Source organism: Lysobacter soli (assembly GCF_003382285.1).
Taxonomy (GTDB): Bacteria; Pseudomonadota; Gammaproteobacteria; order Xanthomonadales; family Xanthomonadaceae; genus Lysobacter_J; species Lysobacter_J soli.
The window spans coordinates 132,308-152,750 of record NZ_QTJR01000007.1 but is presented as its reverse complement, the minus strand read 5'-3'; the positions used below and the strand labels follow the sequence as shown (position 1 = coordinate 152,750).

Annotated in this window: 19 protein-coding genes; 10 read left to right on the top strand and 9 right to left on the bottom strand. The window is 69.2% G+C overall.

The features are described 5' to 3' along the window. Window positions 1–549: 549 nt before the first annotated feature. On the bottom strand, window positions 550–1,557 hold the full coding sequence (locus DX912_RS11895) for a chorismate transformation FkbO/Hyg5 family protein (protein ID WP_115842730.1): 1,008 nt from the start codon (window positions 1,555–1,557) through the stop codon (window positions 550–552). Window positions 1,558–1,571: 14 nt separating this feature from the next. Further along, window positions 1,572–3,023, bottom strand: coding sequence for an NAD(P)/FAD-dependent oxidoreductase (locus DX912_RS11890; protein ID WP_115842729.1), 1,452 nt, complete (start codon window positions 3,021–3,023; stop codon window positions 1,572–1,574). A 158-nt stretch (window positions 3,024–3,181) separates the two neighbouring features. Here DX912_RS11890 and DX912_RS11885 point away from each other — a divergent pair, with 158 nt between their 5' ends. The 9 genes from DX912_RS11885 to DX912_RS11845 all read left to right on the top strand — a co-directional run bounded on the left by DX912_RS11885 (window position 3,182) and on the right by DX912_RS11845 (window position 10,258). Then, entirely contained in the window at window positions 3,182–3,451 is a 270-nt protein-coding gene (locus DX912_RS11885; RefSeq protein WP_115842728.1) for a phosphopantetheine-binding protein, read from the top strand. A 23-nt stretch (window positions 3,452–3,474) separates the two neighbouring features. Beyond that, window positions 3,475–4,176, top strand: coding sequence for a COG4648 family protein (locus DX912_RS11880; protein ID WP_115842837.1), 702 nt, complete (start codon window positions 3,475–3,477; stop codon window positions 4,174–4,176). Between the two features lie 41 nt (window positions 4,177–4,217). Further along, a complete protein-coding gene (locus DX912_RS11875; RefSeq protein ID WP_115842727.1) occupies window positions 4,218–4,544 on the top strand; it encodes an ApeI family dehydratase in 327 nt (108 codons plus the stop codon). Then, a complete protein-coding gene (locus DX912_RS11870; RefSeq protein ID WP_115842726.1) occupies window positions 4,541–5,539 on the top strand; it encodes a lysophospholipid acyltransferase family protein in 999 nt (332 codons plus the stop codon). Before DX912_RS11875 ends, DX912_RS11870 begins: the two co-directional genes overlap by 4 nt. Beyond that, window positions 5,439–6,119 (top strand): LolA-related protein, encoded by a 681-nt coding sequence (locus DX912_RS11865; protein ID WP_115842725.1) that lies wholly within the window; start codon window positions 5,439–5,441, stop codon window positions 6,117–6,119. Before DX912_RS11870 ends, DX912_RS11865 begins: the two co-directional genes overlap by 101 nt. After that, complete coding sequence (locus tag DX912_RS11860; RefSeq protein WP_233433575.1) at window positions 6,116–8,488, top strand: MMPL family transporter; 2,373 nt, start codon at window positions 6,116–6,118, stop codon at window positions 8,486–8,488. Before DX912_RS11865 ends, DX912_RS11860 begins: the two co-directional genes overlap by 4 nt. 8 nt (window positions 8,489–8,496) lie before the next feature. Beyond that, window positions 8,497–8,940: a hotdog family protein gene (locus DX912_RS11855; RefSeq protein ID WP_115842835.1), complete on the top strand. Its 444-nt coding sequence runs from the start codon at window positions 8,497–8,499 to the stop codon at window positions 8,938–8,940. After that, complete coding sequence (fabG, locus tag DX912_RS11850; protein WP_115842724.1) at window positions 8,937–9,680, top strand: 3-oxoacyl-ACP reductase FabG; 744 nt, start codon at window positions 8,937–8,939, stop codon at window positions 9,678–9,680. The genes DX912_RS11855 and fabG overlap by 4 nt, the downstream gene beginning before the upstream one ends. A gap of 77 nt (window positions 9,681–9,757) precedes the next feature. Further along, window positions 9,758–10,258, top strand: a complete 501-nt coding sequence (locus DX912_RS11845) for a DUF4156 domain-containing protein (protein ID WP_115842723.1) — start codon at window positions 9,758–9,760, stop codon at window positions 10,256–10,258. 132 nt (window positions 10,259–10,390) lie between these two features. On the opposite strand, the gene DX912_RS11840 is transcribed toward DX912_RS11845, so the two are convergent. The 6 genes from DX912_RS11840 to DX912_RS11810 form a co-directional block, all read right to left on the bottom strand. After that, complete coding sequence (locus DX912_RS11840; protein ID WP_115842722.1) at window positions 10,391–11,215, bottom strand: glycosyltransferase family 2 protein; 825 nt, start codon at window positions 11,213–11,215, stop codon at window positions 10,391–10,393. Continuing rightward, a complete protein-coding gene (locus DX912_RS11835) occupies window positions 11,212–11,991 on the bottom strand; it encodes a beta-ketoacyl synthase chain length factor (protein WP_115842721.1) in 780 nt (259 codons plus the stop codon). Before DX912_RS11835 ends, DX912_RS11840 begins: the two co-directional genes overlap by 4 nt. Next, on the bottom strand, window positions 11,988–13,169 hold the full coding sequence (locus tag DX912_RS11830) for a beta-ketoacyl-[acyl-carrier-protein] synthase family protein (protein ID WP_115842720.1): 1,182 nt from the start codon (window positions 13,167–13,169) through the stop codon (window positions 11,988–11,990). Before DX912_RS11830 ends, DX912_RS11835 begins: the two co-directional genes overlap by 4 nt. Window positions 13,170–13,628: 459 nt before the next feature. Next, a complete protein-coding gene (locus DX912_RS11820) occupies window positions 13,629–15,452 on the bottom strand; it encodes a DUF885 domain-containing protein (protein WP_115842718.1) in 1,824 nt (607 codons plus the stop codon). Between the two features lie 230 nt (window positions 15,453–15,682). Further along, window positions 15,683–17,893: a S9 family peptidase gene (locus DX912_RS11815; protein WP_115842834.1), complete on the bottom strand. Its 2,211-nt coding sequence runs from the start codon at window positions 17,891–17,893 to the stop codon at window positions 15,683–15,685. A gap of 41 nt (window positions 17,894–17,934) precedes the next feature. After that, complete coding sequence (locus DX912_RS11810) at window positions 17,935–18,630, bottom strand: glutathione S-transferase N-terminal domain-containing protein (RefSeq protein WP_115842717.1); 696 nt, start codon at window positions 18,628–18,630, stop codon at window positions 17,935–17,937. Between the two features lie 171 nt (window positions 18,631–18,801). Between DX912_RS11810 and DX912_RS11805 the strand changes: the two genes are divergently transcribed. Then, entirely contained in the window at window positions 18,802–19,431 is a 630-nt protein-coding gene (locus DX912_RS11805; protein ID WP_115842716.1) for a TIGR00645 family protein, read from the top strand. Here DX912_RS11805 and DX912_RS11800 read toward each other — a convergent pair. Next, window positions 19,428–20,417 (bottom strand): M61 family metallopeptidase, encoded by a 990-nt coding sequence (locus DX912_RS11800; protein ID WP_115842715.1) that lies wholly within the window; start codon window positions 20,415–20,417, stop codon window positions 19,428–19,430. The genes DX912_RS11805 and DX912_RS11800 overlap by 4 nt on opposite strands. Between the last annotated feature and the right edge of the window lie 26 nt (window positions 20,418–20,443).

The following is a 20,443-nucleotide window of genomic DNA, read 5'->3' as shown; positions in this document are numbered from 1 at the left end:
ATCAAAATGGATTCCAGCGTTCGCTGGAGGGACGGCTTTCAGCCCCTCTCCTGAGGGAGAGGGGTTGGGGTGAGGGGCAACGAAGCGGGTGCGGTGACTGGCCGTTGCGCTACAGCGCTGCGCTGTTGCTTCGAACCAGCGCGAACGCAAGCTTCGAAAATCAAATGAATTCGAGCGCTCGCTGGAGTGACAGCTTTTAGCCCCTCTCCTGCGGGAGAGGGGTTGGGGTGAGGGGTAACGAAGCGGATGTGATGACTGACCGCTGCGTTACAGCGCTGCGCTGTTGCTTCGATCCAGCGCGAACGTCGGCTTCGAAAACAAAAATGGATTCCAGCTTTCGCTGGAATGACGATGAGGTGGTTCGCCATGGTGGGAGTGCCCGAACGTGACGGGCCTGGATCCCGGCTTTCGCCGGGATGACGGCTTCGGAAAAGCTGCTGCGAATCCCGAATCCCGAATCCCGAATCCCGAATCCCGAATCACGAATCACGAATCACGAATCCCGAATCACGAATCACGAATCACGAATCCCGAATCACGAATCACGAACTACCCGTGCACCCCATCAATCTCCACGCGCAACTCGCGACGGCATACCGCCGCATGCAGCACCACGCGCGGCACCTCTGGCGGGAGGCGCGTTTCGAGCGCGCGCGCCACCACGTCGAGTTCGTCGCGATCGCGCACGTACACCTTCAACGGTGAGTACGCGCCGAAGCGTGTCGGCAGCGACGGCCACTGCGCGCGCGCGGCGGCGATGAGGCTGTCGAAATTCGCGAGTGTTTCGTCCAGCTGCGTCGCGACCGAATCGGCGTGCTGCGATTCGTGGCCGACGATGGCCGCCGTGCCCGACAGCATCAGCGGCATCGCGCTGCCGGCTGGCGGCAGCATCGCGCGCGCGAAGCTCGGCGGCTGCGGGCCGTACTGGCGCGGGTAGCGATAGGCGCTGATCTGGCGCGGATTCTCCAGCGGCGTGCCCGGCACGCGCGAGGCGAGCCAGTACACCTGCAGGCGACGCGGCGCGCCGTCCGGATTCACCTGGCCGATCGCGGTGGCTGCCGGCAGCGTGTGCGGATCGACTTCGCCCAGCCCGCGCGCGCGGCCGACGCAGAACTGCCGGTAGCGCTCCATGTCGCCTTCGCCGACGGTGATGCCGTCTAGGTAATTCCACACGCGCAGCAGGTGCGGCGTGCCGCGCTGCTGCACGAATTCCATCAGCCGGCGGTACAGGCGATCGGCCGTGGCCTCGATGTCGCTCACGCGGCCCGTCGGATCGGCCTCGCCTTCGTCCAGTTCGATCGCGCCGAACAGCAGCGCGCCATCGTCGGCCCAAGCCACGTCGCCATCGCGCCCGCACTGCACGGCGCCGCCGGCGCGCCAGACTTCCAGCGGCGTATCGCCGTGCGGTTCCAGCGCCACGCGCAGGTAGCGCGGATCGTCGACGTGCGGGGCCTTCGCGCCGAACGCGATGACGGCGAGCACGTCGGATTGCGCGAGCACGGACTCCGGCGTGTCGTGCACGTATTCCACCGACCAGCGCGGCTCATGGAAGGGCATCGGATGCACCGCGCTCACTGCGCGCGCTCCGGACCCGGCTGCAGCGTGTCGGCCGCGCCCTGCAGGCCAACGTCCACGCCGACCTGCCGGCGCCGCTTCAGCCAGCCGCGCAGCGCAAGCGGCGCCATGCGGATCGCCGTCACGTTGTAGATGAAACGGAACAGGCGCAGGCGCTTGAGCACTTCCGGGTTGTCGAACACGTCGCCGGCGAGCATCGAGATCACCGCCTGTTCCACCTGCCACACGTTGCGTGGATGGTTGAACAGGTGGCGCATCACCGGCGTGGTGAAGCGGTAGATGAACCACTGGAAATGCTTCAGGCCGCGCTTGAGGCGCGTGTCCATCTCGCGTTGCAGGGCGGCTTCGCGCGACGGGTCGCGCAGCGTGCCGTCGACGACCTGCGCGGCCTGCTCGGCGCTGTTCATGCCCAGGTAGACGCCCGAGGAGAACACCGGATCGACGAACGCGTAGGCGTCGCCGACCATCACCCAGCCTGGCCCGTGCATGCGCTCGCAGGTGTAGGAGTAGTTGCCGGTGACGTGGACCGGCGCGACGCGCTGCGCATTGGCCATGCGCTTTTTCACCTGCGGCTCGGACTCCAGCGTCTTCATCAGGAACGCTTCGTTTTCGCCGCGGCGCTGCTTGAGGTATTCGGGGAAACACACCGCGCCCACGCTCATCACGCCTTCGCGCAGCGGGATCAGCCACATCCAGCCGTGCGCGAAACGCTGCACGGTGATGTTGCCGGCGTCCTCGCCGGCGCGGCGTTCCACGCCGGTGAAATGGCTGAAGATCGCCGCCGACTGGTGCAGCGGGTTCTTCTTCTTCAGCTTGAGCTGGTTGCCGAACACCGTGTCGCGACCGCTCGCATCGACGATGTAGCGCGCCTGCACCGTGAACGCATTGCCCTGCGCATCGCGTGCGCGGACGATCGACGGACGCCCGTCGCTGCCGAACTCCACGCGTTCGACCTTGTGGCGTTCGCGCGCGTCCACGCCGTTCGCCTGCGCGTTGCGGAACAGCAGCTGGTCGAACTCCTCGCGCTTTACCTGGTAGGCGTAACCGAACGCCGGATTGAGCGCGCGCTCGAAGCGGAAGGTGTTGTACTGGTCGGCGCCTTCGTTGTCCGGCGCCATCGGCGTGCCGTCATCGTTGACGATCGGGAACTCCGCGCCCGGCTTGAAGGTGCCGATGGCCTTCACCTGGTCCAGGACGCCGAGGCGTTCGAGGATCGGCAGGTTCATCGGCAGCAGCGATTCGCCGATGTGGAAGCGCGGGTGCGCGTCCTTCTCCAGCAGCAGGACCTTCCAGCCCTTGCGGGCCAGCATCGTCGCGGCGGTGGTACCGGCGGGGCCGCCGCCGATCACCAGCACGTCGGGCTGGAGGACTGCAGGGTGGTCAGTGGGCGTGTTCAGCTCGGCCGGCGAGGCGCTCGCGCGGCCGGATTCGGCGACGGTATCGGTCATGCGCCCATCATAAGGGAAGGCCCGCGTGCGCCCGGTGCGCGAGGCGGCCTTCCGGGGCCGGCGCCGCCCGGCCGCCCCGGCGCCGGGCCACCGGTTGCACCGGGCGCGCCGATGCCGGATCGTGGCGTCCCTCGATACGCCTTGTGCTGGAAATCCCGATGTCTGAACAAAGTCCCGTCGAACGCGAACTGGCGGAGCTGCTGGTCGAAAGCCTGAACCTCGAGGACGTCGCCCCGGGCGACATCGACCCGGAAAGCCCGCTGTTCGGCGAAGGCCTGGGGCTGGATTCGATCGACGCGCTGGAACTGGCGCTGGCGATTTCCGGCAAATATGGCTTTCAGCTGCGTTCGGACAGCGACGAGAACCGCCGCATCTTCGCCTCGCTGCGCGCGCTCGCCGCGCACATCGAACAGCGCCGCGCGGCGTGAGCGCCGCCTGGGCGCGCACGGGCATGGCAACGGCCATCGTTCGCGCGATTCCCGCCATCGCGCTGGCCGTCGCCTACCCGCTGCTGGCGCACTGGGCCACGCACGACGGCGGCGGCGTGCCGGCGGCGATCGCGATGGCCGACCTGGTCGCGCTGTGCTTGGTCGCGCCGCTGATGCAGGGGCAGGGCTGGGCGTGGGGCGTGCTGGTCGTGTCCGGCGCCGCGCTGGCCTGGCTGGCGCAGACCCCGTACCCGCAGATGCTGCTGCTGGCGCCACCGATGCTGTTCGTCGGCTTCGTCGCGTGGATGTTCTGGCGCAGCCTGCGGCCGCCACGCGAGCCGCTGATCACCCGCATCGTGGCTGCGATGGAAGGCTGCGAGCCGGCCACGCTGCCGGCGCCACTGTATCGTTATTCGCGAAAGCTGACCGCCGCGTGGGCCTACGTGATGGCCGCACTGGCGGTCGCCAACGGCGTGCTGGCGCTGATCGCCGTGCCCGACGGCGTGCTGGCGCGGCTGGGCGTCGCCTCGCCGGTGACGATCGGGCAGGAAGCGTGGTCGCTGTTCGCCAACCTGCTCAATTACGGCATCGTCGGCGGCTTCTTCGTGGGCGAATACATGCTGCGGCGCTGGCTGTTCCCGCACCGCCCGTACCGGCATTTCTTCGATTTCCTGCGGCAGATGGCGGCGCTGGGCCCGCGGTTCTGGCGCGGCTTGTTCGACTAGCCCGGTATCCTGAGCGCACCTTCGCGCAGCCGCCGCCACGCATGGACTTCACGATCCGCACCGACCATCCGAGCCTGCCCGGGCACTTTCCCGGCCGGCCGCTGGTGCCCGGCGTGGTCGTGCTGGAGCGCGTGGTGGAGGCGATCGAGGCCGCGCACGGGCCGCTGCCCGCATTGCGCCTGCCGCAGGTGAAGTTCCTGCAACCGCTGCTTCCCGGCGAACGCGCGTGCATCGAGTTGGCGCGGATTGAACTAGACGGCGCCGCGCCGCGCTGGCGCTTCCGCGTGCTGCGCGAGGCGACGCTGATCGCCAGCGGCGAGATTCATGGCGGCGCGATTCATAGCGGCGCGATCCAGGCCACGCCATGAACGCGCACTGGAAGCAGCGCCCCGAAGGCGGCGGCTATGTCGCGCTGTGGATCATCCGCAGCATCGCGCGTTACGGCGGGCGCGCCGTGGGTCGCGCGTGCCTGTATCCGATCACGCTGTACTTCCTGATCGTGCGCGGCCCGGAGCGTCGCGCCTCGCGCGCCTACCTGTCGCGCGTGCTCGATCGCACGCCCACGCTGTGGGACGTCGCGCGCCACATCCACACGTTCGCCGCGACCATCCTCGACCGCGTCTTCCTGCTCAGCGGGCAACTGTCGCGATTCGACATCGCCACCGTCGGGCTGCCCGCGCTGGCCGCGCGCGTGGATCGCGGCGAAGGCGTGCTCATCTTCGGTTCGCACCACGGCAGTTTCGACGCGCTGCGCGTGCTGTCGCTCACGCGCCCGGCGCTGCGCGTGCGCATCGTGCTCGACATCGCGCACAACCAGGCGATCACGCGCCTGCTCGACGCCCTCAATCCGCAGCTCGCGCGCGACGTCATCGACGCGGGGCAGGACGGCGTGTCGATCGTGCTGGCGATCCAGGAAGCGCTCGCGCGCGGTGAGCTGGTCGCGCTGCTGGTCGATCGCGCCGAGGCCGGCGATGCCGCCGTGCGCGTGCCGTTCCTCGGGCGCGACGCGGCATTGCCCTCCGGCCCGTGGTCGCTCGCGGCGACGCTGAAGGTGCCGGTCATGCTGGCCTTCGGCCTGTATCGCGGCGGCAACCGCTATGAGCTGGTGTTCGAGGAATTCAGCGACGGCCTGGACATCCCGCGTCGCCAGCGCAGCGAACGCATCGCCGCGCTGGTTCGCGACTATTCCGCGCGGCTGCAGCACCACGTGCGCCGCGCACCCTACAACTGGTTCAACTTCTACGATTTCTGGCAGGGCGACGATGCAGCGGACGACACCTCCCTCAAGCACCTGGGCGAGGCGACTGGCGCCGGCGCTGCTGCTGACGCTCGCCAGCGCGGCGACCTTCGCCGCGCCGGCTGAGTCGCCGGTCGAGGCGGACTGGATCCTGGCGAAGATCGCGCGTCCCGCGCCGGCGCGGACGCCCTTCGTCGAAGTGCGCGGCTCGAAATTGCTCAAGGCGCCGCTGCGGCTCACCGGCGAATACCGCCGTCCCGATGCCGACACGCTCGTGCGCGAAGTGCGTTCGCCCTACGCCGAAACCACGACGCTGCGCGCCGGTGAAGCCACCATCGAGCGCGCCGGCCAGTCGCCGCGCAGATTCTCGCTGTCGCGCGTGCCCGAGCTCGCCGGCCTGCAGAACAGCTTCGGCGCGCTGCTCGGTGGCGATCACGCCGCCATCGAAGCCCACTATCGCCTGCAGGCCGACGGCACGCGCCAGCGCTGGACGTTGACGATGACGCCAAAAGACGCGGCGCTCGCGTCGAAAGTGCAGGCCATCGTGCTGAACGGTCGCGGCTCGGAGCTGCGCTGCATCCAGACGCGCGCGGCCGGCAACGGCGACACGCAGCGCACGCTGCTCGCCGGTGCCGCGCAGGAGGCGGCGAAGGCCACCGATGCCGCGGCGCTGGTCGCGCTGTGCGAAGGCGCGCCAGCACGATGAGCCACGACGCGGCGGGCGAACGCCCGATGAGCGCCACGCGGCGGCTCGCGCTCGCGCTGCTGTGGCTGGCGCTGCTCGCGTTGCTGGCGCTCTTCGTCGCGCCGCGCGTGCAGCTCAGCGGCGATCTGCGCAAGTTCATGCCGGCGCCGCAGACGCCGGCACAGAAGCTGCTGATCGACGAACTCGGCGAAGGCCCGGGTTCGCGGCTGCTGCTGCTTTCGTTGTCGGGCGAGGCGCAGGAAACGCTTGCCGCGCAGTCGCAGGCCCTGCGCGAGCGGCTGCTCGCCGCGCGCGTCGGCGTGGACGTGCCGTTCAAGCTCGTCGCCAACGGTGCCGACCTCGGCCTCGACGCGATTCCGCCACGCCTGCGCCCGTACCGCTATCTGCTGTCTCCGACGCTCGACACGCAGCGTTTCGATGCCGCCTTCCTGCGCCGCGAACTCGACGCGCGCGTGCAGGACTTGGGCTCGCCCGCCGCGGCGATGCTCGAACCTCTGCTGCCATCCGATCCAACGCTGGAAACGCTCAAGCTCGCGCAGGCCTGGCAACCGGCGAACGCGCCGCAGCGCCTGCATGGCGTGTGGTTCGACCGCGCCGGTCGCGAAGCGCTGCTCGCGATCGAAACGCACGCGGCCGGTTTCGATCCCGAAGGCCAGCAGGCTGCGGTCGATGCGATCCACGCCGCGTTCGATGCTGTCAGCGCGAACACGAAGACGAAGCTGACGCTGACCGGTCCGGGGGCGTTCTCGGTCGAGATCGGCGGTCGCACGGCGCGCGAGGCGAGCCTGATCGGCACCATCGACTCGCTCGTGTTCGTGCTGCTGCTGTGGGTGGCCTATCGCAGCTGGAAGGCGCCGCTGCTCGGCGGCCTGCCGCTGGCGAGCGCGGGACTGGCGGGCCTTGGCGCGGTGGCGCTCGCCTTCGACGGCGTGCATGGCATCACGGTCGCGTTCGGCTTCACGCTCATTGGCGTGGTGCAGGACTATCCGATCCATCTTTTCAGCCACCAGCGTGCTGGCGTGTCGCCGTGGGCGAGTGCGCGCGCGCTGTGGCCGACGCTCGGCACCGGCGTCGCCTCGACGTGCATCGCGTATGCGACGTTCCTCGTTTCCGGCGTCGATGGCCTGCAACAGCTCGCGGTCTTCACCGTCGTGGCGCTTGCGACTGCCGCGCTCGTGACGCGTTTCCTGCTGCCGGCGCTGATCGATCCCTCCCCGCGCGACGCCGCCGATTCGCGCTGGCTGGCGCGGTGCTGGAACGCGCTGGCGCGCTGGCCGCGCATGAACGCGACGGCCGCATGCATCGTCGCCGCGATCGCCGCCGCCGTCGTCGCCTTCGCGCCCGGCACGTTCTGGCAGAACGACCTCGCGCGCCTGACGCCCGTGCCGCCGGCCGCGCTCGCGCAGGACGCACGGCTGCGCGGCGAACTGGGCGCGCCCGACGTGCGCTACGTGATCGCGCTGGAAGCGCGCGATGCCGAACATGCGTTGCAGTCTTCCGAACGCATGATCGCCGCACTGGAAGGCCTGCGCGCGCAGGGCGTCGTCGGCGGTTTCGATCTCGCCGCGCGCTATCTGCCGAGCGCGGCGACGCAGCACGCGCGCCAGGCGAAGCTGCCGGGCGATGTCGAACTTCGCGCTGCATTGCACGATGCGATGAGCGGCGGCGCGTTCAACGACGACGCCTTCGACGACTTCGTGCGCGATGTCGCCGCGGCGCGCGAAGCGAGCCCGCTGACGACGGCGGACCTCGCCGGAACGCCGCTCGCCGCCAGCACCGAAGGCCTGCTGCTGCAGCGCGAAGGCCACGCGACCGCGCTCGTCGCACTGTCGAACCTGCGCGATCCCGCTGCGGTGGCGCGTGTCGCGCAGGCGCACGGCGCACAGCTGCTCGACCTGAAGCAGGCGTCGGAGTCGCTGGTCGCGCAGTACCGCGAACGCGTGCTGTGGGCGCTTGCGCTTGCGACCGTGCTGCTCGCCGCGGCGGTGTGGTTCGCGCTGCGCTCGCCGCGCCGCGTGCTGCGGGTGCTCGCGCCGATGGCGCTGACGACGCTGCTGATCCTCGCGGTGCTGCGCGGTTTCGGTGTCGAACTGAACCTGTTCCACCTGGTGTCGTTGATCCTCGCCGCGGGGCTCGGACTCGATTACGCGCTGTTCTTCGACCACGCCGGCGACGATCGCGCCGAACAGTTGCGCACGCTGCACGCGGTGATCGTGTGCAGCCTCACGACGCTGCTGGTGTTCGCGCTGCTGGCGACGTCGAGCATCCCGGTGCTGCGGGCGATCGGCGGCACGGTCGCGCTCGGCGTCGCGTTCAACTTCGTGCTGGCGCTGCTGATCGTTCGCGAGCCGGTGAAGGAGATCGCATGAGCGTCGGCATGATCGCGCGCGACGAGATCCTCACGCTCGTGCCGCATGGCGGCGCGATGTGCCTGTGGGACGAAGTCGTCGAGTTCGACGCGCAGTCGATCCGGCTGCGCGCGTTCAATCATCGCGATGCCGCGCATCCGTTGCGTCATCGCGACCGGCTCCACGGCGTGCACCTGGGCGAATATGGCGCGCAGGCGATGGCCGTCCACGGTGGGTTGCTGGCGCGCGCGGCAGGCGAGGGCGTCAGGCCCGGCATGCTGGTCGCGCTGCGCGATGTCACGCTGAACGTCGCACGCATCGACGACCTGCCCGGCGCGCTGGAAGTACACGCGCAATGCCTGATGGCCGACGCGTCCGGCAGCCAGTACCGTTTCGTCATCACGCACGACCGCGCGACGCTCGCGAGCGGGCGCGCCGCCATCCTGCATTCGCTTCCGGGAGACGCCGCATGAGCGCACGCAAGCACACCGGTCCGTGTCGCGCCCTCGTCACCGGCGGCAGCGGCGACATCGGCGGCGCGATCTGCCAACGCCTGGCGGCCGACGGCTGCGAGGTGATCGTGCACGCCAACCGCAATGTCGAGCGCGCGCAGGCCGTGGTCGACGCGATCGGGGCGGCTGGCGGATCGGGGCAAGCGGTCGCGTTCGACGTAGCCGACGCCGAGGCCACGCAGGCGGCGATCGCGACCTTGCTCGAAGCCGGCCCGATCCAGGTGGTCGTCAACAACGCCGGCGTGCACGACGACGGCCCGATGGCCGGCATGAGCGAGGCGAAGTGGAAGCGCGTCATCGACGTCTCCCTTCACGGTTTCTTCCACGTCACGCAGCCGCTGCTGCTGCCGATGGCGCGGACGCGCTGGGGCCGCGTGGTCAGCGTGTCGTCGGTGGCGGCGGTGCTGGGCAATCGCGGGCAGGCGAATTACGCCGCGGCCAAGGCGGCGCTGCACGGCGCGACCAAGTCGCTCGCGCGCGAGATGGGCAGCCGCGGCATCACCTGCAACGTGGTGGCGCCGGGCGTGGTCGAGGGCCGCATGGCCGACGCCGCATTCCCGGCCGAGGCCATCAAGCAGCTGGTTCCCGCCGGCCGGGCCGGGCGGCCCGACGAGGTCGCGGCGCTGATCGGATTCCTGTGCTCGGACGCCGCCGGCTACATCAACGGGCAGGTCATCGGCGTCGACGGCGGGATGACCTGAACGGACGGCGACTTTGTTCGCTTCGGCGCGACCGCCACTGTCGTAGGATCGCCGCAACCCAACACGGAGACGCCGCCATGCGCCGCATCGCCACGACGCTCGCAGCACTCGCACTGGCCGCGCTGGCCGGTTGTTCGTCCACTTCGCAACTGGTGACCGGCACGCCGCGCACGCCGATCGATCCGGCGCAGGTCCGCGTCTACTACACGCCGCCGCCAGGCGGATTCGAGGAAATCGCCCGCCTGGAGACGGCCAGCGGCAGCTTCACCTACGGCGAGCAGAACAAGCTGAACGACGTGATCGCCAAGCTGCGCACCGAGGCCGCGAAACTCGGCGCCAACGGCGTGCTGTTCATGGGCACGCAGGACACCGGCGGCGGCAGCAGCGTCGGCCTCGGCGTGGGCGGCGGCAGCTCCAGCGGCTACCACGGCGGCAGTTTCAGCGGCGGCGGCATCGGCGTGAACATCTCGCCGACCAAGAAGTTCGCGCAGGCCGTGGCGATCTACGTCGCCAACCCGCCGCCGGCGACCGCCCCCCAGACGCCTGCCACGGTGCCGCCGGCGCAGCCGGTGAAGTGATCTATTGGTGTCATCCCCGCGAAGGCGGGGATCCATCCGTCCGAGCCAACACGTCGTCCGCAGATTGACGCGCCGGATCGATGGATTCCCGCCTTCGCGGGAATGACGGCACAAAACCAGTAACGACGACTCCTACGACGACCGCGTCTGCACCACGCCCATTGGCGGCGGCGCGAACTCGCCCGATGGATCGTCGATCAACGCCGGATTCGCCTGGATCCGGCGGTACATCTCGGGAATGCCACCCTTCCGCAGCACACCCAGCACCACGTGCGAGGTGATGCGCGAGAAATCGCGCAGCGGTTTGAAATGGCTCGGGCGGAACTGCTCGTCGCTGTGCACGCACTTGTAACGCGATTCGATCGGCACCGAGACGCAGCGCGTGCCCAGCTGCTGCGCGGCGGAAATCAGGATCTGCGCCTCGAACACGAAATCCTCGCCGGGCACGTCGGTCAGCGCGGCGACCGCAGCCGGATACAGGCGTTGCCCGCTCTGCGTGTCGGCGATCTGGTAGCCCGTGCCCCACGCGATGCCCCAGTCGGCGAACTCGTTGGCGAGGCGTCGATAGACCGGTTGCTGCGAGCGGCGACGCAGGCGCGCGCCGATCACGATGTGGCCCGGATGTCGGTTCGCCGCCGCGAGCAGGCGCGGGATGTCGCTGGGAAGATGCTGTCCGTCGCCGTCCATGCTGACGATGGCGCGGGCGCCCATGCGCAGCGCGTGCGCGAAACCATCGCGCAGGCTCGCGCCCTTGCCCATGCGCTGCGCGTGCCGGATCACGGTGACCGGCAAGTCGGCGATGCGGTCGGCGGTGCCGTCGTCGGACCCGTCGTCGATCACCAGCACGCGCGGGCATTCGGCCAGCGCGCCCTCGACGACGTCGCGGATGCGCAGCGCTTCGTTCAGGGCGGGGATCACGACGATGACGTCGTCGCGGCTCAGGTACGGATGGATCATGGGTTCACCTCCACCAACAGGTCGTGCGCGGCGCTGGCGGGCAGCACCGCCGTGCCGGCGCCATGCGCGAGCACGTCGAACAACGGGAGCATCGGCGCCATCGCATTGGCCGACGCGAAGCGCGCGAGCGGGCCGCTGGCCGGCTCGCGGGTCGAAACCGGCACCAGGCGTGCCGAAAGGCGCGGGCCGGCACCGTCGCGCGACAGCACCAGCGCGCCGCCGAGCAGGCCTTCGCTCGGCGCCATCTTCGCCAGAGGCCCGGCGGACTGGCCGTCGTAGGCGACCAGCAGCACCGCGTCGGCGTCGTCGTGCAGCTGCGTGAGCGCCTCGATCAGGCCTTGCGCGAAGCTCGCCGTGTACGCGCTGATCGCGTTGGCCGGCTGCATCGCGCCGGTGCCGATGGTCCAGTAGCCGGCGGCGGCGTTGTGCACGGAATTGTGGAAACGCGTGGGCGACAACGCGCGCGGATCGGCCGCGAGCGTCGTGCACATGTAGTCGGTGATCGCCAGCTCGCCATGCGTCGATGCGAACACCGACGGCAGCGACGCGGGATCGCGCGACGCGGCTTCGCATGCGGCCATCGCGACTTCCAGCGCGATGGCGACGGTCTCCGGCGCGCGGCGGCGTTCGTTCGCCGGCAGCAACTGCGGCGACGGTCGCGCCGGCGCATCGGCGGGTTGCGCGCCGCTGGATGCGAACTCGCGCGCCGCCGGCCACGAGGGCAAGCCCCGCGTCCAGAAACCGATGCCTTCGACCTTCGCTTCCAGACGGCTCATGCGCGACCGAACACCAGCGAGCAGTTGTTGCCGCCGAAACCGAAGGAGTTGTTCATCGAGTAACGGATGTCGGCGCGCTGCGGCGCGAAGCGGATCTGCGGGCCGCAGGCGGTGTCTGGCGTGTCGCTGTTCAGCGTGCCGGGCAGTTCGCCGCGTTCCAGCGCGATCAGGGCGATCGTCGATTCGACGATGCCGGCCGCGCCGAGCGTATGGCCGGTCCAGCCCTTGGTCGAACTGGCATGCAGCGCATCGGGAAAGAGCGACGCCACGGCCGCGGCTTCGATGGAATCGTTGGCCGGCGTGGCGGTGCCGTGCAGGTTGAGGTAACCGACCTCGGCCGCGTCGATGCCGGCGCGTGCGAGCGCATCGCGCATCGCCAGCCGCGCGCCGAGGCCTTCCGGATGCGGCGAGGACATGTGGTGCGCGTCGCTGGATTCGCCGTAGCCGCGCAACTGCAGGCCGGTGTCGCCGTCGTTGGCGCGTTCGAGCAGCGCGAAACCGCCGGCTTCGCCGAGCGACAGACCATTGCGCGTCGCATCGAACGGACGACAGGGTTCGCTCGATACCAGCTGCAGCGAATTGAAACCGAACAGCACGCTGCCGCAGAGCGTATCCACGCCGCCGACGAGCGCGGCGTCGACGAGGCCGGCGTCGATCATGCGCGCGGCCTGCGCGAACACCTTCGCGCTCGACGAGCACGCGGTCGCCACCGTGATGCATGGGCCGCGAAGGCCGGTCGCCTGCTGCACGAACTCGCCGAGCGAATGCGGCGTGTGCACGTGCGGTCGGGCGAACCGCTCGGCGAACTCGCCGTCTTCCAGCGCGGTGTAGGCCGCTTCGGTGCTGCCGATGCTGGAGGTCGAGGTGCCGACGATCACCGCGACGCGCTCGGCGCCATGGCGCGCGACGGCGTCGTCGATCGCCGCGCGCAGGCCGTCCTGCGCCAGCGCCAGCCAGGCCAGGCGGTTGTTGCGCGAATCCCAGGGCTGGAGCGATGCGGGAAGCTCGACGGTTTCGAGCCCATCGACGCGGCCGATCCAGCAGTCCAGACGTGCGTCGTCGCCGAAATCGTTCCGGCGCAGCCCGGTGCGGCCTTCGGCCAACGCCTTCGCCAACGCATCCCGTCCGCGGCCGACGGCACTGGTGGCGGTGCAGGCGCGGATCGCAAGGGGCGCCATGCGGCGGGCAGTGGACGGCGGAAGCGTGGACGGCACGAAACATTCCCGGACAACGTTCGCGGAAGTATAGCGAGCGCTGTGTCGGTGCCTCCTGCACGGGCCGCCGGTGCCGCGGGAATTCACGGGGCGTGGAGGGGGTGTCGGAATTGGGTGAAGCGGGCGGCTGCCGACCAGCACGCCTCGGCGTCTGGCGCCTCACGCTCACAAGGCGCGGAAATCAGATCAAACACCGTCATCCCGGCGAAAGCCGGGACCCAGGCCCGTAGCGCCTGGGCACTGCCGAGGGACTTCACCAGATCCGCGTCACGCCGGCGAAAGCTGGAATCCATTTCGACGTGCGGTCAGTGCGAGCGAGTGAGGGTGAGAGAGCATGACTGCATCGCACGCCCCGACCCTCACCCCAACCCCTCTCCCGGTGGGAGAGGGGCTTAAGCGGCCGCCGCGGCCGCGTTTCCGCGCTTACTTTTTCAACTGCGCCGGAATGAACTGCTCGCGCACGGCCTTGGCCAGCAGGTCCGGCGGGAGCAGGCCCTGGTCGAGGAGGAAGTTGTTGAACGCGAGGCGATCGAACTTGTCGCCCAGCGCGATCTCGGTCTCCATGCGCAGTTCGAGGATGCGGGTGTAGCCGTAGAAGTAGCTGCCCGCCTGGCCCGGGGCGTTGAAGGTGTAGCGGTCCAGCTCCTGCTTCGTCATCGCCTCCGACAGCCCGACCTTCTCGCGCAGGATGCGGCCGGCCGCCTCGCGGTCGATCAGCCCCAGGTTCAGCATCGGATCGAGCATCGCGCGCGCGGCGCGCATGAGGCGGAACTGCAGCGCGATCAGCTGACCGTCCAGCGGCTCGTACGGCACCATCTCGGCTTCGGCGTACAGCGCCCAGCCTTCCACGTTGACCGAGTTGAACGCGAACATCGTGCGCGCCAGCGAGATGCCGCGCTCGACCATCGCGGTGAACTGCAGCTCGTGGCCCGGACGGCCTTCATGCGCCGACAGCGTCCAACGCACCGCATCGAAGTTGAAGTCGTCGTATTCCAGCGCCTTGCCCTCGGCGGTCGGCACCGACACCGGCAGCACGAACTGGCCCTGCTGCCCCGTGTTGCCGATCAGCGGCGCCGGCAGGAAATGCGGCGCGGGCTGCGCGGCCGATTCGGCTTCGCTGCCCAGGCGCATCACCATCGGACGGTTCGGCACGTCGACGATGCGCTCGGAGCGGATGATCGGATCGATCTGGTCGATCACCGTGCGATAGCGCGCCTCGAGCTGGTCGTTGGGCATGTTGCGCTTCTTCAGCGCATTGATGACGGCGACGTAATCGTGCGGATCGGCGACGGTGAGGTTGTTCGCCTTCGCCACCAGCGGCGCGAGCTGCTGCATCGCCGCTCGCGTTTCCATGAACTCCACCTGCGCGCGGCGGACCAGCAGCTGCGGGTCGATGTCGATGCCGTACTGCTTGAGGCTGTTGGCGTACAGCTCCGGCGGCAGCTTCGTGTCGGTGCGTGCAGTCGGCAGCACGTTGGCGCGTGCCCACGTGCCGTAATCCTTCAGCTGCGTCTCCATCGCGGCGAGCGCGGGCTCGGCCCCTTCGATCTTGTACTTGGCGAACAGCTTGCGGATGCCGTCGACGTAGGTGTCGACATTGCCCAGCGCCTGCTCGACCTCGAGCTTCGTCGGATGCACGAGCTGCGCATTCGCCGCGGCTTCGGTGTAACGCGCCTTCGCCAGCTCGGTGATCGGCGTCTTCTCGGTGCCCATCCCGACGTAGTTCTTCAGGCGGTCGAGCGCCTTGGCGCGGCGCTCGGGCGGCGTCTGGTCGGACAGCAGGCCCTGCAGGCCGCTGAACACCGTCTGCGGCACGTCGCTCCACGGCAGCGTCAGGCGCTGGGTGAGTTCGCTGGTGGCGATGTTCTCGTCGGCCGCGCGGATCATGATTTCCAGATCCTGGCGCACGTTCGGATCGCGTTCGACGGCGAGCTTGGCTTTCAGTTCGTCGCGCGCCTTGGCAGTCGCGGCACGGAAGCGCTCGGGATTCTGCGGCTTGAGGTCGGCAACGCGATCGTCGTAACCCGGCACGCCGAAGAACGACATGCCCTCCGGCGCGAACTCGGCCTGCGCCTTGAGCAGGATGTTGGCGTACTCGTTGCTGGTAGCGACCCATGCCGGCGTGGGCTTCGCAGCGGGCTTGGCGGCCGTCGACTTCGCGGCAGGCTGCGCCGCCTGCGCGAGCATCGGCGCGCCGGTGGCGAGGGTGAGGGACAGGGCAATCGCGAGGGTCAGCGGCTTGGTCATGGCATCGGCAGGAAGGGGTCCGACGGCGAGCATGGCGGCTGCGGCGTCCGGGCACCATGCCCCGAAGGTCACTGCGCGCCGTGCGGGGCAGGAATCAACGGACGGTCGTCCCGCAGTCGCCGGGATGATGGTTGCTCTGGACCGCTCCCGGTCTTCCCGGTCGACGCGAGCCGCGGTTAAAAAAAAGCCCGGCGAATGCCGGGCTCTCTCGTTCCTGCGACCAGCCGCGCTTACGGCTTGAGGCAACGGTCGAAGAAGTTCTCCGTCAGCTTCAGGCGGTGCAGGTTGTCCGCGCCCTTCAGGCCGTGCTTCGCGCCGGGGTAGGTCATCAGCTCGAACGGCAGGCCGCGCTTCTGCAACGCGCTCATCAGCGCGGTGGAGTTGGTGAACAGCACGTTGTCGTCGGCCATGCCGTGGATCAGCAGCAGCTTCGACGTCAGGCCGTCGATGTGCTCCAGCACGCGCGCTTCCTGGTAGCCGGCGACGTTGGCCTTCGGCAGGCCCATGTAGCGCTCGGTGTAATGCGTGTCGTACAGCGCCCAGTCGGTGACCGGCGCGCCCGCCGCGCCGCAGGCGTACTGGTTTGATGCCTTCGCAAGCAGCATCAGCGTCATGTAGCCGCCGTTGGACCAGCCGTACACGCCGATGCGCGAGCCGTCGATCCACGGCTGCGACTTCAACCACTCCACGCCCTTCAGCTGGTCGGCCACTTCCACCGTGCCCTGCTTCCCGTACAGCGCGCCGCCGAAGGCCGCGCCGCGACGCGGGGTGCCTCGGTTGTCGAGCGAGAACACCACATAGCCGTGCTGCGCGAGGTACTGGTTGAAGTCCGGCGCCCACGCGCGCTTGACCGTCTGCGACGCCGGACCCCCGTACACCATCACCACGACGGGATAGCGCTTGTTCGCGTCGAAGCCGGCGGGCTTGATGAGGCTGTACTGCAGCGGCGTCGTGCCATCGGCGGCCTTGAGCGTGCCGAACTCGATCGGACGATGCGCGCCGGCGTACTTCGCGTACGGATGCTGCGGATCGGCGAGGTCGTTCTTCAGCAGCGCGGCGATGCGCGTACCGTCGTTGCGGAACAGCTCCAGCTGCGGCGGCGTGGTCGGGTTCGACCAGTTGTCGACGTACACGCTCGCATTGGCGGCGAAGCTGGCCGCGTGCGTGCCGTCGGTCCTGGACAGGCGCTCGATCGCGCCGCCCGCGAGCGGCACGCGGTACACCTGTGCGTCCATCGGCGAATCCTTGCCGGCGGCGAAGTAGACGAAGCCGGCGGCTTCATCGACCGCGAGCACGCCATCCACCGGCCAGTCGCCGGAGGTCAGCGCGGTCGCCTTCGAGCCGTCTTCGCTCAATACGTACAGATGTTCGAAACCGCTGCGCTCGCTGTTCCAGAGGATGCGGCCGTCCTTGAGGAAACGCAGGTCGTCGTGCAGCGGAACCCAGGTCTTGCTCGTCTCGGTCTGCAGCACGCGCTGGCCGCCACTGGCGAGATCGGCCTCGATCAGTTCAAGCCGATGCTGGTCGCGCGACTGGCGCTGGAACGTCAGGCGCTGCGGATCGCGCCAATCGACGCGCGCGAGGTAGATGTCCTGTTCCTTGCCAAGGTCCACCCACTTCGGCGCGGCACCGGCTTTCGGCGCGATCACGCCGAGTTTCACCAGCACGTTGCGATCGCCTGCGGCGGGATAACGCTGTTCGACCACCTCGGTGCGATCCGGATACACCTCGTAGCGCTTCTGCACCGGCACCGGCGTTTCGTCGATGCGCGCGAAGGCGATGGCCGAGTCGTCCGGCGCCCACCAGTAGCCGGTGTGGCGGTTCATTTCCTCGTCGGCGACGAATTCCGCCACGCCGTTGCCGATGACGTCGCTGCCATCGCGCGTGAGCTGGATCGACTTGCCGCTCGCAAGGTCGATGACCCACAGGTTGCGGTTGCGCACGAAGCTGACGAAGCCGCCGCGGGGCGACAGCTTCGGATCGGTGGCGAAACCTTCGCCATTGGTGAGCTTGCGCACGGCCGACTTGCCGGTCTTCGCCAGGTCGTACAGGTACAGCTCGCCGCCGAGCGGGAACAGCAGCGAGCGGCCGTCCGGCGCCCACTGGTAATCGACGATGCCGCTGAGCGCGGCGATGCGCTGGCGCTCGCGGCGCGCCTTCTCCTCGTCGCTGAGCACTTCGTCGCCCGGCAGGATGTCGTCGGCGTCCACCAGCTTCGCCGTCTGCCCGCTGGCGATGTCGTACGCCCACAGGTCCAGCCGGTTCTTGTTGCTGTCCTTGCCGCGCAGGAACGTCACGCGCTTGCCGTCCGGCGAGACCTTCGCCTTCATCAGGCTGGGGCCCGACAGCGGGGCGTCGCCGGCCAGCGCTTCGAGCGTGAGCTTGATTGGCGCGGACGCGGTCTGGGCGGGAGCGGCGAGGGTGGGAAGGGCGACGGTCATGGCGAGCAGGCAGGCGGCGAGGCCGCGGACGTTGAGGTTCTTCATGCGTTGGAGTTGGCGGGCGTTCCGAAGAGGATCTTGTGCATTTCCGGCGTCATCTCGCGCTTGGCTCCGTAGCGCTCGGCCAGCGCGTAGGCGCGCTGCACGGCGGGGCGCTGGGCGACGGCTTCATGCCATCGGCGGACGTTGGCGAATTCGGTCAGGTCCAGCGGCGCCTTCGTGTAGGGATTGATCCACGGGTGCGCGGCCATGTCGGCGATGGAGTAGTCGCCGGCGATGAACTCGCGGCCTTCCAGCTGGCGGTCGAGCACGCCCAGCAGCCGCAGCACTTCGCGCTTGTAGCGGTCCTTCGCGTAGGCGATGTCTTCCGGCGCATAGACGTGGAAGTGGCCGTACTGGCCGGTCATCGGGCCCAGGCCGCCGATCTGCCAGTGCAGCCACTGGCTCACCAGCGTGCGCCCGCGCAGGTCCTGCGGGACGAAACGGCCGGTCTTGTTGGCGAGGTAGGCGAGGATCGCGCCGGACTCGAACACGCTGATGTGCATGCCCTCGTCGCCGGGATCGCGATCGACGATGGCCGGCATCTTGTTGTTCGGGGAGATCTTGAGGAACTCCGCCTTGAACTGGTCGCCGGCGCCGATGTCGACGGGGTGGATCGTGTAGTCCAGCCCGGCTTCCTCGAGGAAGATCGTGATCTTGTGGCCGTTGGGGGTGGGCCAGTAATGCAGGTCGATCATGGGGGCGGAACTCCGGCGGGCTGGGGGCCGTCCAGTGTAAGGGCAGGGGCGGTGTGCCCGGTCCGGCCGGACGCAATGCTGAATTCCAACGTCCTTCAGACGCGCATTGGCGGCTGTCATGGCCGGCCGGTACCCTAGCCGGCCCCCCGATCCCGAACCGAGCGCCGCCGCATGTCCGATCCGCGTCCCGCCCCGATGAACCCGCTTCCCGCCCTGATCTTCTCCTCGCGTTGGTTGCAGCTGCCGCTGTACCTGGGGCTGATCGTCGCTCAGGGCGTGTACGTATTCCTGTTCGGCAAGGAGCTGTGGCACCTGATCCACCGCGCGCCTTCCCTGGGCGAGCAGGAAATCATGCTGATCGTGCTCGGCCTGATCGACGTGGTGATGATCTCCAACCTGCTGGTGATGGTGATCGTCGGTGGCTACGAGACCTTCGTGTCGCGCCTGAACCTGCAGGGCCATCCGGACCAGCCGGAATGGCTGAGCCACGTCAACGCGAGCGTGCTGAAGGTGAAGCTGGCGATGGCGATCATCGGCATCTCGTCGATCCACCTGCTCAAGACGTTCATCGCCGCCGGCGCGCTCAAGGGGCTGCCGTTCTGTACCGCTGAACAGTTGGCGGAGATGAAGGCACAGCTGGCGATCACCAGCACGCAATGCACGCAGATGACGTCCGACGGCGTCATGTGGCAGACGATCATCCACTGCGTGTTCATCCTCTCGGCCATCGGCATCGCCTACACCGACCGTCTGATGTCCGCCGCGTCGAACGCGGCTCACAAGGACGCGCACGCGCACTAACGCGCGGGCGCGGGTTCCGCTGCGCCGCGCATGATCGAGCGGCGCAATGCGGCGCTCTCCGCACCTTCATCGAACGCCAGCGCATCGCCGCGCCGCATGATGCCAAGCTCGCGATACACCGCATCCAGCGGGGGAAAGGCGCGCGACTGGACCAGTCGCGCGTAGTTCGACGAGAACACCTTCGTGCCGGAGAGCCGGTCGAGTTCGGCGATGAACTTCGCAGGCGCCGTCTCGCCGGTGCCGCTGAGGCAGCAGTCCGAGTATTTCGACAGGACGGCATCCAGGCTGGTTGCGTGGTCGCGTCGCAGCGCGACGTCGGCCTGCAGCCAGAACGCCGCGCCAGCCCAGTACACGCGCATCGTGCCTTCGTGCGTGCGGCTGAGTTCGACCAGCGGCGCACCGCTGGATTCGCGGCGGCCGCGACCGAAGCCGGCGTCGAGCAACTCCCACGCGCGCTCCGGCGTGAGCAGCCCGGCGCGGGCGCGCAGCACGTTCTGGTAGTAGCTCGCGAGTCCTTCCGACAGCCAGCGGCCGTCGCGCCCCATGTACGGATGGAACAGGTGCGAGAGCTCGTGGATCGCCGTCCAGTCGGCACGAAGTTCCGCCGGCGTCGCGTCGTCGCGCACGAACAGCAGCACCGCCGTATCGCCGCGCCGCAGCGTCTGGCCCCACGGCACCGGGCTTTCGTCGTCGCGGGCGGCTTCGCGCGCGACCTGCTCGATGCGCACGCGCGCGCTGTGGAGCGGATAGCGCCCGAACGCGGTCAGCTGCGCCTGCGCGACTTCGGCCAGCCAGTCCTGCAACTGCGCGCGGCGGCGTGCGTCGTCCACGCCGATGACGCTGACCTGCAGCGCGCTGTCGCCGGCACGCAGGGTGCGTTCGGCGTCGCGGGCGGCATCGGAAGCCGCCTGCGCGGCGCTGCCGGCCGAGGCGGTGGCGAAGATCAGCCCGGCCGCGATCCGCAGCGTTTTCGACGTCGGACGCATTCAGCTCCCTCCGCGATGGCCCGCGA